Source organism: Pseudoalteromonas sp. UCD-33C (genome assembly GCF_001306895.1).
Lineage (GTDB): Bacteria > Pseudomonadota > Gammaproteobacteria > Enterobacterales > Alteromonadaceae > Pseudoalteromonas.
This window is the reverse complement of the sequence record NZ_LJTB01000002.1, coordinates 805,720-820,129: the sequence shown is the minus strand read 5'-3', so window position 1 is coordinate 820,129 and position 14,410 is coordinate 805,720. Positions and strand designations below refer to the sequence as shown.

Annotated in this window: 13 protein-coding genes and 6 tRNA genes; 14 read left to right on the top strand and 5 right to left on the bottom strand. The window is 41.9% G+C overall.

The features are described from left to right. Positions 1-50 precede the first annotated feature (50 nt). The gene (cysZ, locus tag AOG26_RS06935; protein WP_200907860.1) at positions 51-758 is read right to left on the bottom strand and encodes a sulfate transporter CysZ; all 708 of its coding nucleotides are present in this window, start codon (positions 756-758) and stop codon (positions 51-53) included. A 269-nt stretch (positions 759-1,027) separates the two neighbouring features. Between cysZ and AOG26_RS06930 the strand changes: the two genes are divergently transcribed. The 5 genes from AOG26_RS06930 to speB all read left to right on the top strand — a co-directional run bounded on the left by AOG26_RS06930 (position 1,028) and on the right by speB (position 6,541). Next, the gene (locus tag AOG26_RS06930; RefSeq protein ID WP_054561804.1) at positions 1,028-2,005 is read left to right on the top strand and encodes a transposase; all 978 of its coding nucleotides are present in this window, start codon (positions 1,028-1,030) and stop codon (positions 2,003-2,005) included. Between the two features lie 433 nt (positions 2,006-2,438). Further along, complete coding sequence (locus tag AOG26_RS06925; RefSeq protein ID WP_054561803.1) at positions 2,439-2,900, top strand: GNAT family N-acetyltransferase; 462 nt, start codon at positions 2,439-2,441, stop codon at positions 2,898-2,900. 61 nt (positions 2,901-2,961) lie between these two features. Beyond that, positions 2,962-3,408 carry a hypothetical protein gene (locus tag AOG26_RS06920; protein WP_054561802.1) on the top strand — a complete coding sequence of 149 codons (447 nt, stop codon included), beginning with the start codon at positions 2,962-2,964 and terminating at the stop codon, positions 3,406-3,408. Between the two features lie 292 nt (positions 3,409-3,700). Further along, a complete protein-coding gene (speA, locus tag AOG26_RS06915; RefSeq protein ID WP_054551631.1) occupies positions 3,701-5,614 on the top strand; it encodes a biosynthetic arginine decarboxylase in 1,914 nt (637 codons plus the stop codon). 3 nt (positions 5,615-5,617) lie between these two features. Continuing rightward, positions 5,618-6,541 carry an agmatinase gene (gene speB / locus AOG26_RS06910; RefSeq protein ID WP_054561801.1) on the top strand — a complete coding sequence of 308 codons (924 nt, stop codon included), beginning with the start codon at positions 5,618-5,620 and terminating at the stop codon, positions 6,539-6,541. A gap of 56 nt (positions 6,542-6,597) precedes the next feature. Here speB and AOG26_RS06905 read toward each other — a convergent pair whose 3' ends face one another. Together AOG26_RS06905 and gloB are read right to left on the bottom strand one after the other, a co-directional pair. Continuing rightward, positions 6,598-8,184 (bottom strand): LysM peptidoglycan-binding domain-containing protein, encoded by a 1,587-nt coding sequence (locus tag AOG26_RS06905; RefSeq protein WP_054561800.1) that lies wholly within the window; start codon positions 8,182-8,184, stop codon positions 6,598-6,600. A gap of 147 nt (positions 8,185-8,331) precedes the next feature. Further along, positions 8,332-9,105, bottom strand: coding sequence for a hydroxyacylglutathione hydrolase (gene gloB / locus AOG26_RS06900; protein WP_054561799.1), 774 nt, complete (start codon positions 9,103-9,105; stop codon positions 8,332-8,334). 53 nt (positions 9,106-9,158) lie between these two features. Here gloB and AOG26_RS06895 point away from each other — a divergent pair, with 53 nt between their 5' ends. After that, positions 9,159-9,917: a class I SAM-dependent methyltransferase gene (locus tag AOG26_RS06895; RefSeq protein WP_054561798.1), complete on the top strand. Its 759-nt coding sequence runs from the start codon at positions 9,159-9,161 to the stop codon at positions 9,915-9,917. On the opposite strand, the gene AOG26_RS06890 is transcribed toward AOG26_RS06895, so the two are convergent. Together AOG26_RS06890 and rnhA are read right to left on the bottom strand one after the other, a co-directional pair. Then, positions 9,888-10,751, bottom strand: a complete 864-nt coding sequence (locus AOG26_RS06890) for an MBL fold metallo-hydrolase (protein ID WP_054561797.1) — start codon at positions 10,749-10,751, stop codon at positions 9,888-9,890. The genes AOG26_RS06895 and AOG26_RS06890 overlap by 30 nt on opposite strands. An 89-nt stretch (positions 10,752-10,840) precedes the next feature. Further along, positions 10,841-11,308, bottom strand: a complete 468-nt coding sequence (gene rnhA, locus AOG26_RS06885) for a ribonuclease HI (protein WP_054561796.1) — start codon at positions 11,306-11,308, stop codon at positions 10,841-10,843. 68 nt (positions 11,309-11,376) lie between these two features. On the opposite strand from rnhA, the gene dnaQ reads away from it, so the two are divergent. The 8 genes from dnaQ to AOG26_RS06845 all read left to right on the top strand — a co-directional run bounded on the left by dnaQ (position 11,377) and on the right by AOG26_RS06845 (position 14,196). After that, positions 11,377-12,087 (top strand): DNA polymerase III subunit epsilon, encoded by a 711-nt coding sequence (gene dnaQ, locus AOG26_RS06880; protein WP_054561795.1) that lies wholly within the window; start codon positions 11,377-11,379, stop codon positions 12,085-12,087. Between the two features lie 9 nt (positions 12,088-12,096). Then, entirely contained in the window at positions 12,097-13,470 is a 1,374-nt protein-coding gene (locus tag AOG26_RS06875) for a TIGR03503 family protein (RefSeq protein ID WP_054561794.1), read from the top strand. A gap of 98 nt (positions 13,471-13,568) precedes the next feature. Beyond that, positions 13,569-13,645, top strand: a tRNA-Asp gene (locus AOG26_RS06870). Between the two features lie 27 nt (positions 13,646-13,672). Further along, positions 13,673-13,749: transfer RNA gene (locus tag AOG26_RS06865), tRNA-Asp, on the top strand. A 41-nt stretch (positions 13,750-13,790) separates the two neighbouring features. Next, positions 13,791-13,867, top strand: a tRNA-Asp gene (locus AOG26_RS06860). A 30-nt stretch (positions 13,868-13,897) separates the two neighbouring features. Further along, positions 13,898-13,974: transfer RNA gene (locus tag AOG26_RS06855), tRNA-Asp, on the top strand. A 37-nt stretch (positions 13,975-14,011) separates the two neighbouring features. Then, positions 14,012-14,088: transfer RNA gene (locus AOG26_RS06850), tRNA-Asp, on the top strand. Between the two features lie 31 nt (positions 14,089-14,119). Beyond that, positions 14,120-14,196 (top strand) — tRNA-Asp (locus tag AOG26_RS06845). The last annotated feature ends 214 nt before the right edge of the window (positions 14,197-14,410 follow it).

Sequence of the window (14,410 nt, the reverse complement as noted above, 5' to 3'; positions counted from 1 at the left end):
CAATAGTGTGAGCTATTGGCCTTTTTAATAGGTATCTGAAAACCTAATTTTTAACGGTATTTACTACGATAATTATCGACCCATAAACGAGTACCACCGCACACAGCAACAGGCATGACAATTAAGTTTACGAATGGAATTGCAGTTAAAATCATTACCGCTAATCCAAAACCATAAGAAAGTGTTTGCTTTTGCTTTAAGTCATTTTTCATTTCGTTAAAGCTAATTTTATGGTTATCGAACGCGTAGTCTTCGTATTGCACTGCATACATCCAACAGGTGAATAACACCCATAAAATTTGCCCGATCACAGGTAAAATCCACAACAAAATAAAAAAGCCAATAGCACGTGGTAGGTAATAGCACAGTTTTGTCCATTCTCGGCCGAGCATACGTGGCACATCTTTCATTGTATCGAAAAGGCTGTCGTCATTAATTTTTTGCCCTGTTAAGAAAAGCTCAACTTTTTCACTGAGTAGGCCGTTAAATGGGGCTGCTATAAAATTAGTGATTACCGTAAAGAGCATGCTGTAACTAAATAAAATCACCAGCACGGCAATCGGCCACATTAGCCATTCGAGCCAGCTAAGCCATTCGGGTAATAACGAGTTCATGTAAGCAAAGCCATCGGTAAGCCAGCCATATAAAAAAAACAGCGAACTACCAAAAAGCAGGATATTGATTGTTAAAGGAATAAGTACAAAACGTTTCAACCCCTTTTGGCTAATTAACTTAAAGCCAGAAAAGAAGTATTCCATACCTTGAGTGAACTGCACGAGAAAACCTCATCTTTTTTCTTGTTGTTTGCAGTATATGGTTTTAACGATATTTGAACAGCTTTTTTCCGTAACAAAGTGTTTAACTCTTTACGTGGACAGTCACTTCAAGCCCAGTACTCAGCTTTAATTGAGAGGAATAAATTTAAATGGACAGTCACTACATTTTAGTGCTCTTGCAGCACAAAAGATCTTGTCTACACTTAAGTTACAGCTAATGCATTTCAAATTATCAGTTCAAGGAGTGGACGATGGCTTTAGCAAGGAAGCGGCAAATCTGTTTGTCGAGCACCAAATATTATCATTGTGTATCCCGTTGCGTCAGACGTGCCTATCTTTGTGGGGAAGATGTACTCACAGGTAAATCATATGAACACCGCCGAGGGTGGGTCGAAGAGCGCCTGCTTTTTCTTGCAAAGGTATTTTGCATTGATGTATGTGCTTATGCGGTGATGAGCAATCATACTCATGTTGTGCTTTATGTTGATGATAAGAAAGCAAATAGGTTAACCGACAAGGCCATCCTTTTACGCTGGTTTAAGCTCAGTAAAATGACCCCGTTAGGCCAAAAGTTTCTCTATGGTGAGCCGTTAAGTGACGGCCAACAAGTCTTCTTAAATAAAGAGGTTGCAGAATACAGATCGCGTCTTTCGAGCATTAGTTGGTTCATGAGGATGCTTAATGAATATATTGCCAGGCGTGCAAATAAAGAAGACGAGTGTACGGGTCACTTTTGGGAAGGACGCTTTAAGAGCCAAGCATTGCTTGATGAATCAGCGCTTTTAGCATGTATGGCCTATGTTGACTTAAACCCTGTTCGTGCTAAAGCAGCGAGCACGCCGGAGCAATCGGACTATACCAGTTTTAAAAAGCGATGCCAGAGCATGAAGGAGTCAAAGCAACCTAAAGTACTAGCTCGTTTTATTGGTGGTATGAGTAAGTATAAATCAAAGGGAATACCTTTTGAGTTAAAGTCATACCTGCTACTGGTAGAGCAAACTGGGCGTTGTATTTGTACTAATAAGCCCGGATTTATAGAACATCATTTACCTCCTATTCTTGAAAGGCTGAATTTCGAACCGGAAAAATGGTTAACACTAACAACCCACTTTGAAAACTTATTTCATGGAGCTGTAGGTCGAGTAGGTGCAATTGAAAATTATTGTAGTAAAACTGCTCGCAGGCGACGAAGTAACAGTACTAATAGTCGATTATTGTTTGCTAGCTAATTTCTATGTGATTTTTGTAAGGAGGATTTAAGTTCACCGCTTTAGTATGTCTAGAGGTTCTCATACATATTGAAATAGGTCCCAAAATTTAAGAATAAATCAGTACTTTCTAAATAAGTGGTTCTGCGAAGTCATTTTCAACTGAAACTAAGATGAATTTCATTTCAACTCTAAGGCTTTTATTTTTAAGTGACTGTCTTGTTAAAATTTGTCAGCAGAAAGCATTAATCCTAAATAGGGTGGTGTAGGTTGGACTTTAATTTTTATCAACTGGGCGTTTTTTCAGTTACATACCGTTGAACTAAGCGATAGTATGGCGGTCTGAACAGTACCTATAAAAATGAATATTGAAAACAAGAGTAGAGGATCAGACTAATATCCGATATTATTGTTAACATCATTAACAAAAACGACATATAAAAATGGGAGTTTTATGCAGTTAGTCGATTTAAATCCACATGATCCTGAAGTAGTTAACGTGTTTTCTGATATAGACCGACTCATAAACTCATTATACCCCGTTGCTACAGCCCAATCTTTAAGCCTTGAAGAGCTAGCTGAGCCTAATGTTTATGCTATAGGCTTAAAAAATGAAGATGGTATCGTTGCATGTGGCGCAATCGTGATGCAAGAAGGCAACCCTCCATACGGTGAAATCCGCCGTCTATATGTAAAACCAAGTTACCGTGGTAAAGGCTTATCACGTCGAATTATGCAAATACTATTGCATCACGCTGGTGAGCAGCAAATTCCACTAATTCGATTAGAAACAGGTCCTAAGCAAACAGAATCTATTAGCTTATACGAAAACTTAGGTTTCAATCGTTGTGGTCCGTTTGGTAACTACAGTGAAAATCCACAAAGTTTATTTATGGAGTTAGGGCTTAACCAGTAATTTAAGTATCAAGCTATGTTTTAGTGAGGCCACCTTAATTTATAAATACTTGTTACAATTGATGTGTTTTGTTACTGCTTTGCTGATTGTTGCCTGTGGTGATAAATCACAGGAAACCATTACTACTCAGCGTAAGCAAGCCGACCTTACTGTTGGTAGTACTAAGTTTTACTTAAACTCCTGTCATTCCCTCACTGGTGTCTTCAATCATAATGACACTATAAAAACAAAAGTAATTCTCACATTTCCTACACGCCCTTTGAGTGTTTGCACTGATAAGCAATCACAACTGAATTTTGATGGTACTTACCTTACTGTAAAAATTTGCCGTACTGCTTTTGGTGCTGGTGGCTGTGGGGTTGAAAAGTATCGCACAAAAGACTTCGAGAATTGGCAGGAATACATTGGTATTACTTGGCATGGCAATAAGCAATATGAAGCGTGGAGGCAACTAGGGTCAAACTCTTCAAAAGCTGATGAAATCACAAAAGTAGTGCCTGTCCATTGAAATGAAGATGGATTTCACAAACACATATTTTCTAACATATATTTTTGCAGTGACTGTCTTTTTAAAAATTGCTCATTTGCCATATTAAGTGCCTGTCCATCTAAAGGAATTTTAAAATCTAACAACTAAATTAAACCCTAATAATATTGAGGGTTTATCGATTAGTTTTTCACATCAAAAATCACTCGTTACGAGTAAAAATTCTTGTTGGACTTGAATCACTATTTTTCTTTTAATGCGCGGCAACAACCCTTGCCGATTTCGGCACTACTAAAATAAAAGAGAAAGATAGATGAAAGAGACAACATCACTAGAACAAGCTCGCACGAGTTATAATGTTCGTCATTGGAGCCAAGGTTTCTTTGGTATTAATGATCAAGGTGATGTGTATGTTGCGCCAAAGGCCCATGCCCCAGAGCAAACCATTGCACTAATCGATATCGCACAGCAGTTACAAGATAAAGGCTTAAGCTTGCCTGCGTTAGTTCGTTTTCCACAAATTTTACATCATCGTGTACATAGCTTATGTCAGGCATTTAACACGGCGATTGAAAATTATGGTTACCCGAAAGACTATTTGCTTGTTTACCCAATTAAAGTAAACCAACAGCGTGAAGTTGTTGAAGAAATTGTTGCAAGCCAAGCTGATATTGAAAAGAAACAATTGGGCCTAGAAGCGGGCAGTAAACCCGAGCTATTGACTGTATTAGCGATGGCTGAAAAAACCAGTGCTGTAATTGTATGTAATGGCTACAAAGACCAAGAATACATTCGTTTAGCATTGATTGGCGAAAAGCTAGGACACAAGGTTTACATTGTTCTTGAAAAACTGTCTGAGCTAGACATGGTGCTTAGCCAAGCTAAAGAGTTAAACGTAAAGCCACGCATTGGTATTCGCGTACGTTTAGCATCGCAAGGTAAGGGCAAATGGCAAGCAAGTGGTGGCGAAAAATCAAAATTTGGTTTGTCGGCATCGCAAGTACTCAGTGTGGTTAATCGCTTAAAAGCGTCTGATCAACTCGATCTGATCCAACTTGTACACTTTCACTTAGGCTCGCAAATGGCAAACATTCGCGATGTTCGTTTAGGTGTGAGTGAAGCTGCGCGTTTTTACTGTGAGTTACGCAAGTTAGGTGCACAAATTGATTGCTTAGATGTGGGTGGCGGTTTAGCGGTAGATTATGACGGTACTCGTAGCCAGTCACATAACTCAATGAACTACAGCCTAAGTGAATACGCTAATAACATCGTATACACCATTGGTGATACCTGTAAGTTATATGAGCAGCCAATGCCGCGCATTATTTCTGAATCAGGTCGTGCGTTAACAGCGCACCATGCTGTGTTGATTTCGAATGTTATTGGTACCGAAAGCTATGTACCAGAAGACATTCAAGCGCCAGCAGCAGATGCACCCCTATTGTTAAAGAATATGTGGACATCATGGCAACAGTTAAGTGGTGACAATGATGACCGTGCATTAATCGAAATTTATCACGATAGCCAAGGTGATTTAGCCGAAGCACATAATCAATTTGCACTTGGTTTGTTAGATTTAACAGAGCGAGCATGGGCGGAGCAAGTTAACTTACGTGTATGTTATGAACTTAACAAACATATGGATAACAAAAACCGTTTTCATCGCCCGATTATTGATGAATTAAATGCGCGTTTAGCAGATAAGTTTTTTGTGAACTTTTCATTATTCCAGTCATTACCGGATGCATGGGGTATTGACCAAGTGTTTCCTGTTCTACCATTAAGTGGTTTAACAGAAGCACCACAAAAACGCGCTGTGTTACTTGATATCACTTGCGACTCAGATGGTGCTATGGAGCATTATGTAGACGGTCAAGGTATTGAAAGTACATTGCCTGTGCCAGCTTTTAGCGAAGAAAAACCTTACTTAATGGGCTTTTTCTTAGTGGGTGCTTATCAGGAGATTTTAGGTGATATGCACAACTTATTTGGCGACACACACAGTGCAATTATAAAAATGGATGAGCAAGGTCAGGCGCAAATCACTGAAGTTAACGAAGGTGATACCGTAGCAGACATGATGCGTTACGTACATTTAGATGTAGAAAGCTTCCAGCAATCTTACGCCCAGCTGGTAGCAGCTAAATTGCCAGAAACTGAGCAGCAAAGCGTATTAGATGAGCTGCAAACTGGCTTAAACGGTTACACTTATTTAGAAGAGTTATAAGCAATGTCGACATTGTTTGACCACACAGATCATTCATTGTACTCAAACGGCATGACGTTTTTACGTCAGCCGATGGTGCAAAACATCACAGCAATCGATGCCGATGTAGTGGTGTTAGGTTTACCCTTTGATTTGGCGACCTCAGGTCGCCCTGGTGCACGTTTAGGACCTGACGCAATTCGTCGTGCCTCAGTGCACCTCGCATGGGAAGAAACCAAGTACCCGTGGGCGTTTCCGTTGTTTGAGCGTTTAAAATTAGCTGATGCGGGGGATTTTACTTACCCAGTAGGCGACCCAGAATATTTTACCGCGCAGTTAGAATTAGCCGCTGAGCAAATTCTTCGCCAAGGTAAAACATTATTAGGTTTAGGTGGCGACCACTTTGTGACTTTGCCGCTACTGCGTGCCCATGCAAAACAACACGGTAAAATGGCATTAGTGCATTTTGATGCCCACACAGATACTTACAGCAATGGCTCTCGCTATGATCACGGCACTATGTTTTATCATGCGCCGATGGAAGGGCTTATTGATGTTGATCACAGTATTCAAATTGGTATTCGTACTGATTTTGATCAAAGCAAACATGAGTTTGCGGTGATAGACGCAATGGCAGCCAATGATTTGCCAGCGCAAGATATCGCAGAGCAAATCAAAGCGCGCATCGGTGACTTACCTGTGTACTTAACCTTTGATATTGACTGCCTTGATCCCGCATTCGCTCCAGGGACAGGCACGCCAGTATGTGGTGGCTTAACCAGCGATAAAGTACTCAAAGTACTTCGTGCATTGAAAGGCATTAATATGGTCGGTATGGATGTGGTTGAAGTGTCGCCATCCTATGACCAAAGTGAATTAACGGCGATTGCCGCAGCGACTATTGCCAATGAGTTATTACACTTATGGGCTTTGAAGCATAAATACTAAATGAGAGAGACAAAGAGCGCCATTAGGCGCTCTTTTTTTGATATTGGATGAAGCAATTAAGCGCTTCGAACATCAACCTTTAATTTAAGCTTTTGCCCAGGTTGAATGTATTTTTGCCCAGCTAATGAGTTCCATTTAATAATATCTTCTACAGACACATTAAACTTAGCAGCAATGCGCGCTAACGAGTCACCACGACGAACTTTATAGGTAATGGTGCGCTCTTTGATTTGTGTAGCAGCAAGTTGTGATTTTTCTTGCTTATACACAGTTAGCTTTTGACCAACACGCAGTACAGCGTCTTTTTTTAGCTTATTCCATGTTGCAAGTTCAGCTATGGTCACATCGTACTCACGGCTGATATCCCACAGTGTATCGCCACTGGCCACTTTATGGCTTAGCTTTTTACGTGTTGCTTTATTAGCCGCCATACGCACTGATTTTGGTAAATGCTGGCTATTAATCTCACCATCGCTCAGTGGCACAAGTAATTGCTGACCAACACGAATTGTATTCGATGAAAGCTTATTCAGGGTTTTAATCGCGTTTGTGCTTGTCGAAAACTTCTTCGCAATCACAGATAAACTGTCACCGCGTGCTACCACATATTGCTGCCAGCGTAGGCGGTCTTTTTGCTCTGTTTTTGCAAGCTTGTCAGTAAACGCTTCAACTTTATCAGACGGTAATAATAAAAAGTGTGGGCCATTTGGATCCGTCGCCCAGCGATTGAAGCCAGGGTTTAAACGATAAAGCTCTGTTAAGCTAATACCTGCCATGTCAGCGGCAAGTGCTAAGTCAATTTGACTCCCTACATTAACTGCTTCAACGACTTGAGCATTAATAATTGGTTGCCACTTAACACCAAATTCGTCACTGCGTTTTACCAGATCAGACAGCGCTAATAGCTTAGGTACGTAGGCTGTGGTTTCTCTTGGTAAATCAAGTGACCAAAAATCCGTTGGTAAATGCTTTTTACGGTTCTTTTTAATGGCACGCAGTAAACGACCTTCACCTGAGTTATAGGCTGCAATGGCATTTAGCCAATCGCCTTCTAAGGTTTTGTGTAAATATGATAAGTAATCTAGCGCTGCACGGGTCGATTGTACAATGTCACGGCGACCGTCATACCACCAGTTTTGTTTTAAATCGAAACGCTCACCAGTCTGTGGCATAAATTGCCAAATGCCAGAAGCACTGCGATGTGAATAACCAAATGGGTCAAACGCACTTTCTACAATAGGTAAAAGCGCAATTTCGATTGGCATTTGACGCTTTTCGACTTCTTCTACAATAAAGTATAAGTAAGGCTCAGCGCGTTTAGAGATTCGATCTAAATAGGCCTGATGACGTGCATAATAGTTACGCTCTGCAACAACTGGGCGGTTTTGTGGCACATCAATCGAAAGCTGATAACGAATACGTTCCCATACATCATCAAATACAGGAGGCGGCTCATCAATATCGGTTAATTGTTGATATTGAGCGTTGATCATCAATGCATCATTGATGTCGCTCGGACTTGCGCCGTCTAATTGTTGCTCAACATTATTGCTTGCAACATCTGTACTTGCTGAATCAGAAGCTGTTAATTGACAGCCACTTAAAATAAGCGCAAGTGATAAAACTAAAGGAGACTTATACATATATACCCATACATCAGGTAAAAAAACTCGGCGAATATTACCTGCTCTGAGAACATATTGCCACTTTATGACCAGTTTATGTCAGCTTATTATTGCAAGATGCTGATCTAAATATACAAAATTGTAACTACCGGTGTTTACGTTTTTTTAAAAGTTATCTTTCCAGGCTCTGAGACCTGCAAAGCGTTGCCAAGGTTCATTCAGATCCAAATTAATTTTTAGCTCATCAGGCAGCTCATCAGTGATTGTTGCTATATTGCTACGTAAAAATGGATTTATTTGTTTTTCCACGCCTAACAGGGTTGGCAAGCTTATTTCGTCTTTGGCACGCAGCGCATCAACTTCATCACTGTAGCTGAGTAAGTACTCATTGTTTGGTTCTACAGCTTTTGCGAAAGCTAAGTTGGCTTGCGTGTATTCATGGGTGCAGTAAATTTTACACTCATCTGGCAGGGCTCTTAGTTTACATAACGAGTGCCACATTTGTTCTGCGCTGCCTTCAAATAATCGTCCGCAGCCAGCACTAAATAAGGTGTCGCCAGTAAAACTTAATTCGTCATTAATGTAACAAACATGGTCTAGGGTATGACCAGGTGTCGCAAGCACGGTAAAGGTGTAATCATAAACAGTGACTTTATCCGCTTCTGATACGCAATGAGTAATACCTTTAAAAGGGCTATGTCTTGGCCCATAAACCGGAATATCACGAAATTCCTTAACCAGTGCAGCCACGCCATCGGTATGGTCATAATGGTGGTGAGTAATCAAAATACCGCTAAGTGTTAAGTTATGCTCGCTCAGATAGTTTAAAACAGGCTCTGCTTGACCTGGGTCGACGACCCAGGCTGTTTGCTCAGCTTCATTGCTGATGCACCAAATGTAATTATCAGAAAAGGCTTTAATTGCTTTAACTTGCACCATGTTTAATTGCTCTATAAAGTGACAGTTAACACACAGTATAACGAGCTCAGAAAATGAAACCAGCCCTTAGTTTTCAAGAAGGTCCTAAGCCATACTCTTGGCAGCAGTTCCCTCATGGCGACTATTTACGTGCTGAAATTGAACGTAAGCTAACGCCATGGTTGCCACGCATGTTTGGCTATCACATGCTCAAACTTGGTAATTTAAGTGGCGAGCTGGCAACCAGTGAAAGTCCTATTAAGCATCAAGTTTGTGTAGCAGAGCAGGGGTTATTTACAGGTGTTATTGCTGATGTAGACGAGCTGCCTTTTTATGAGCACAGTGTTGATGCTTGTATATTATCGCATTGCTTAGAATATCATTCTGATCCACACCACATCTTACGTGAAGCACATCGTACTTTAATTCCCGGTGGCTATCTGGTGATCACGGGCTTTAACCCGTTTAGCTTGTGTGGCTTGGCGCAGCTTTTACCTTTTAGTCGCCAAAAGTTACCTTGGACAGGGCGCTTTTTTACGCCATCACGAGTAAAAGACTGGTTGAATCTATTAGGCTTTGAGATTATTTCCGACGAGCGATTTATCCATTCATCGCTTGCAAGAGGCAACCGTTTGTCGCGTTTTGCTGCGTGGCGCAGTTTTGGTCAACAATATTTAAAGCCAATGGGCAGTGTTTATATGCTGGTGGCTCGAAAACGTGTGGCCCCGCTTACACCAATTAAACCTAAATGGCATGCAAGGCCGCAATTTTCGCCGGTAAAAGGAGCAGGGCTCAGGCAAACATCAAAGCAGCACTGTGAGCGGGATAGCTAAATAGTGTTGTTGCGTGTCTGTTTTACTTGGGTACTGGCCTGCACGAATATTTAATTGAATAGAAGGGTGCAACAGCTTTGGTACAGCCAAGGTTGCATCACGGCCTTCCCGAGTCGCAATAAAGCTTTGTTTATCCCCTTTTAAATGAATGTTTTGCTCACGCTGTTCTTTCACAGTGGTTTTGTTCGCAAGAGGGCGGCCATCTGGTTGATAGTCATGACACATCCAAAGTACGGTATCGTCAGGAAAAGCTAAAATTCGCTGTAGTGAGTCATATAACTCACCGGCACTGCCTCCTGGGAAATCACAGCGGGCTGTGCCACTGTCTGGCATAAAGAAGGTGTCGCCAACAAATACATTGCCATTAATGTGAAAACACACGCTGTCAGGTGTATGGCCTGGTGTGGCAATCACATCTACTGTGTAATCACCTAACTGAAATTGTGCTTTATCAGCAAATAAAGCATCAAAAGGTTCACCATTACATGGCATATCAAGATTATAAAGTTGGCTAAAGTGTTGTTGCACTTGTGTGATCCCTTCACCCGTGCCGAGTTTACAAGGGTGTGTGTCTTGTAATTGCTGCTTTATGTAACTTGCTGCAGTGATATGGTCAGCATGGGCATGAGTTTCAAGGAGCCATTGTAGTGTCAACTGCTCAGTCTTTATATAGTTAATGATCTCATTGGCGGTGGTAAAACTTAATTCGCCACTTGGCATATCAAAATCAGCTGGCGCATCAATTAGCAAGCACTGTTTAGTGCTTTCGCAACTGACTAAGTAACAGAGAGTGGCGCTTTGTTGATGAAAAAAAGAGTGAATGCGCAGAGTCATAATGAATCCTTTATATTTCGTTATAGCCAAATCTTATAACATATAACAAAAATATAAAACGACCTGCGCCAAGTTTATTTCAAGGGGCTTTAATTACCGTCGTAACCTGTGTCTTCAAGTAATTGATCGCTGCCAGCTGCTTCGCGGGCTAGATCGTCAACAATCTCATTGTATTTATTGCCGCTATGGCCTTTTACCCAACGCCACTCTACCTCGTGTTGTTGGCAGGCAGCATCGAGTCGTTTCCATAAATCGACATTCTTAACTGGTTTTTTAGCAGCGGTTTTCCAGCCGCGCTTTTTCCAATTTTCAACCCATGACTCAATGCCTTGTTTCACATATTGGCTATCGGTCGTCAGAATGACGTGACAAGAGCGGGTGAGGGTTTCTAGTGCAACGATAGCTGCGAGCATTTCCATCCGATTATTTGTTGTTAGGGTGTAGCCTTGACTTAACTGCTTTTCGTGGCCGTTGTATCGCATCACGATGCCATACCCTCCAGGCCCTGGATTTCCTAAACATGATCCATCGGTGTAAATCTCTACGGTTTTCTGCACTGTTTTACCTTGATATTGTGTACAATAAAGTGAATATAGAAAGATACCAGAGTCAGGCTTAAGACGATATGGCACATAGACAAATAGTTTTAGATACAGAAACCACGGGTATTGACCCAAAGCAAGGCCACCGCATTATTGAAATCGGTTGTGTTGAACTTGTAAATCGCCGTCTTACTGGCAACAACTTTCATGTGTATATCAATCCACAACGTGAAATAGAAGAAGAAGCAATAGACGTTCACGGTATCACCAATGAATTTTTGCGTGATAAACCCCTGTACCACCAAATTGCCCATGAGTTTTTAGAGTATATTCGTGGCGCTGAGCTTGTTATTCATAACGCAGCGTTCGATATCGGCCACATGGATAATGAGTTTGCATTGTTAAATCAAGGTTTTCCGAATACTGCCGATGTATGTACTGTACTTGATACTTTAAAAATGGCGCGTGACTTGCACCCAGGTCAAAAGAATAACCTTGATGCACTTTGCCGTCGTTACGATATTGATAACTCAAAGCGTACGTTACACGGCGCTTTACTGGATTCTGAGATCTTAGCCGATGTTTACCTGTCGATGACGGGTGGGCAAGTAAAGCTGAATCTTAATCAAAATAAAGATGAAGGCTCAACTCAACAAGCTGGTGGTATTCGCCGACTAAGTGCTGATAGAGCACCGCTTGTGGTATTAAGAGCAACAGAACAAGAGCACGCCGCTCACGAAGAGCGTTTAGACTTGGTTGCAAAGGGTGGCCAATGCCTATGGCGTGCAGAATAAGGTAATAAAATGAGAAAACAACTACTAGCAGGATTAGTGTGTTTAATTCCCTTAGCGGGATTTGCCAACGAGCAAGATAAAATAACCCCATTAGAACGTGATGGGGTGCAAAATGAAATTCCCCTGCTAGAGAACCGTTTTCGTATTGACCATAAAGTCGATAAAGTAACCTTACTCTTCTTTCGTAAACGCGGTGCTCCTGCCGTTGTTTTAGTACGTCCTGACGGCACTAAGTATTACGCTACTGACTCAGTAAACAATGATGACCTCGACTGGCATGATGAACTGAGCTATGACCTGATCACCATTAGCAACCCTATGCCTGGCCCTTGGCAAGTGGTCGGCAGTATCTTGCCAGATAGCCGTATTATGGTGCTAGGTGAAATAGAGCTTAATGTTGATCCACTCCCGCCTATGCTGTTTCGTGGTGAAACAGTAAAGCTGACTGGCCGCGTATTAAATGATGGTGAACCAATAGAAGTTGGCCAGTTTCGCGATGTGATAAGTTTGCACGTTGATTTTGTTAGCACTAATAATAGTGATTACGCAAACTTTGGTGCGGGCACGCAAAGTGTTACCGATTTTAGAGATGATGGCCGTGGCTTTGATGAGCGTCCGCTTGATGGTGTGTTTACCGGTGAGTTTAAACTGGTCTTTCCGGCAGGAGAGTGGCAACCAGAGCTATATATAGAAACGCCTATACTAAAGCGTACCGTGGTGCAAAAACCAATAGTCGTGCATGAGCCGCCTTTTGATTATGAAGTAGCACTTGCTGAGCAAGATGAAGATGACCACATTTTAACGATCTCGCTAAATCCTGAAATCGTTAAACCAGAAACTGTACTTATTCAAGGAAAAATATATTACCCCAATAATGAAGAGCAAATGTTCTCTTTAGATGCTGATAAATCGCAAACACGAGAGCTTGCAATTAAAAATTATGATTGGGGACGATACAGTGTTGAGCTCTCTGTATTTGGTAGCAACATAAATGACCGTGAATTTATGGCGACGTTACCTACTTATAAATTTGAAATTGAGCGACCAATTGAAGCTGTACCAGAAATTGTTCGCCCTGAAATCGATTTAGAAGCGCAAGCAGAGCAACAACGAATTCTTGAAGAAGAACAAAAAGCGTCCACCATGCTCATGGTGACCTTAATTGTTGTTGGAAATTTAACCGTCCTTTTATTAGGTTGGCTGGCAATTAGAATTTTTGTTCAGAAGAAACCGCTGAAATTTAAAATTTCTTTACCGTTTTTAAAGAAAAAAAATCAAACCGAAAATGATGAGCAAGCAACGAATGAAAATGAAGTTGGCAAAAATGGCTCAAAAAATGATAAATCAGGTGAAATTTTAAACCTTTCGATGTCAGATGACTAAAAAACCTGTAAAAATACAAAAAACCCCTTGACGAACCAGAGGGTGATTCGTATTATTCACGCCGCTGTCAGGGGAGACTCAGTCAGCAACGAAAATGTGGAGTGGTAGTTCAGTTGGTTAGAATACCGGCCTGTCACGCCGGGGGTCGCGGGTTCGAGTCCCGTCCACTCCGCCAATTTTCGACAATTTGTAAGTATGCGCTGGAGTGGTAGTTCAGTTGGTTAGAATACCGGCCTGTCACGCCGGGGGTCGCGGGTTCGAGTCCCGTCCACTCCGCCAATTACTTACACAACTTATGGTTGTAAAACATTTTCCTTTGCGGAGTGGTAGTTCAGTTGGTTAGAATACCGGCCTGTCACGCCGGGGGTCGCGGGTTCGAGTCCCGTCCACTCCGCCAATAGGAAAAATAAATAGCATTAGATACTGCGGAGTGGTAGTTCAGTTGGTTAGAATACCGGCCTGTCACGCCGGGGGTCGCGGGTTCGAGTCCCGTCCACTCCGCCACTATTTAAACGCTATTTTATTACAAAATTTGTATCGCGGAGTGGTAGTTCAGTTGGTTAGAATACCGGCCTGTCACGCCGGGGGTCGCGGGTTCGAGTCCCGTCCACTCCGCCAACAAATTAAGTAATAACAATGATATCTCTGCGGAGTGGTAGTTCAGTTGGTTAGAATACCGGCCTGTCACGCCGGGGGTCGCGGGTTCGAGTCCCGTCCACTCCGCCATTTGATATCATAAACAAATTAAGTGCATTACCCCATGCACATACCACTGCGGAGTGGTAGTTCAGTTGGTTAGAATACCGGCCTGTCACGCCGGGGGTCGCGGGTTCGAGTCCCTCGTATCTCTTATCTCGTATCTCGTATCTCGTATCTCGTATCTCGTATCTCGTATCTCGTATCTCGTATCTCGTATCTCGTATCTCGTATCTCGTATCTC

What these genes read in the sequence shown, in the direction of transcription:
- cysZ (WP_200907860.1), bottom strand. Translation starts at nt 758, where the DNA reads ATGGAATACTTCTTTTCTGGCTTTAAGTTAATTAGCCAAAAGGGGTTG.
- AOG26_RS06930 (WP_054561804.1), top strand. Translation starts at nt 1,028, where the DNA reads ATGGCTTTAGCAAGGAAGCGGCAAATCTGTTTGTCGAGCACCAAATAT.
- AOG26_RS06925 (WP_054561803.1), top strand. Translation starts at nt 2,439, where the DNA reads ATGCAGTTAGTCGATTTAAATCCACATGATCCTGAAGTAGTTAACGTG.
- AOG26_RS06920 (WP_054561802.1), top strand. Translation starts at nt 2,962, where the DNA reads ATGTGTTTTGTTACTGCTTTGCTGATTGTTGCCTGTGGTGATAAATCA.
- speA (WP_054551631.1), top strand. Translation starts at nt 3,701, where the DNA reads ATGAAAGAGACAACATCACTAGAACAAGCTCGCACGAGTTATAATGTT.
- speB (WP_054561801.1), top strand. Translation starts at nt 5,618, where the DNA reads ATGTCGACATTGTTTGACCACACAGATCATTCATTGTACTCAAACGGC.
- AOG26_RS06905 (WP_054561800.1), bottom strand. Translation starts at nt 8,184, where the DNA reads ATGTATAAGTCTCCTTTAGTTTTATCACTTGCGCTTATTTTAAGTGGC.
- gloB (WP_054561799.1), bottom strand. Translation starts at nt 9,105, where the DNA reads ATGGTGCAAGTTAAAGCAATTAAAGCCTTTTCTGATAATTACATTTGG.
- AOG26_RS06895 (WP_054561798.1), top strand. Translation starts at nt 9,159, where the DNA reads ATGAAACCAGCCCTTAGTTTTCAAGAAGGTCCTAAGCCATACTCTTGG.
- AOG26_RS06890 (WP_054561797.1), bottom strand. Translation starts at nt 10,751, where the DNA reads ATGACTCTGCGCATTCACTCTTTTTTTCATCAACAAAGCGCCACTCTC.
- dnaQ (WP_054561795.1), top strand. Translation starts at nt 11,377, where the DNA reads ATGGCACATAGACAAATAGTTTTAGATACAGAAACCACGGGTATTGAC.
- AOG26_RS06875 (WP_054561794.1), top strand. Translation starts at nt 12,097, where the DNA reads ATGAGAAAACAACTACTAGCAGGATTAGTGTGTTTAATTCCCTTAGCG.